An 810-nucleotide genomic window follows, 5' to 3' on the forward strand; every position below is an offset into this window, starting at 1 on the left:
GCGATGAAATGAGCCAGGATGCAGTCGAATTGACCCGTGGTCTGCTCACCGAGGCCGCGGTAGCGCGGCACGGTTTCCTCGACGTGTTGGGCGAATCGACGAGTTCCCCGGCCCCGACGTTCGCGCAGCGCGCCATGAACAGTCCCCTCGTCGCGACGGTCTACGAGCGGCTGTGGCGCCCGGCCGCGTTCTATGCGGCCAGCGGCGTCACCACCGGCGCCGAGCAGCGACGCGCCGCTGCTGCATTGCGGCTTTCCGCCGCGGAACGATTACTCGACGTCGCCTGCGGCCCAGGTAATTTCACCGGTTCGCTCGCGGAACAGCTACCCGACGGCGGCCTCGCCGTCGGCTTCGACATCTCCGAGCCGATGCTGACGCGCGCCGTCCTGGACAACAACACTCCGCGCACGTGCTATGTCCGCGGCGACGCTCGCGCGTTGCCGTTCGCCGACGCGACATTCGACGCGGTGTGCTGCTTCGGCGCGCTGTACCTGACGCCCGAGCCGTTCCGCGTGGCACGCGAAATGGTCCGGGTGCTCAAGCCCGGGGGCCGCATCGCGGTCCTCACCAGCTACGTCCCGGACCTGCCGCCGGTGCGGCATGCGATGACCGCCGGTGCCCGCGTCATCGGGCTCACCATGTTCGACCGGCACGCCTTCGTCGACCTGTTCTCCTCGGAAGGGCTGGTCGACGTCGAGCAGCAGACCCAGCGGGCGCTGCAGTTCGTCGCCGCCGCAAAGCCGGGCTGACGGGACTAGGAGGCCACCTTGCACACGCCGAGGACTCGAACGACGGGCGTGCCCGCCGCGC

1 protein-coding gene is annotated in these 810 nt (G+C 69.6%); it reads left to right on the forward strand.

Going from position 1 to position 810, the window contains the following annotated elements; translation table 11 throughout:
- Nucleotides 1–8 precede the first annotated feature (8 nt).
- Complete coding sequence (locus A5697_RS05925) at nt 9–749, forward strand: class I SAM-dependent methyltransferase (protein ID WP_067949073.1); 741 nt, start codon at nt 9–11, stop codon at nt 747–749.
- The last annotated feature ends 61 nt before the right edge of the window (nt 750–810 follow it).

This window comes from Mycobacterium sp. E3251, assembly GCF_001666835.1.
Classification (GTDB): Bacteria; Actinomycetota; Actinomycetes; order Mycobacteriales; family Mycobacteriaceae; genus Mycobacterium.

Excerpts from the sequence above, each read along its gene's own strand:
- A5697_RS05925 (WP_067949073.1), top strand. The coding sequence starts at position 9 with ATGAGCCAGGATGCAGTCGAATTGACCCGTGGTCTGCTCACCGAGGCC.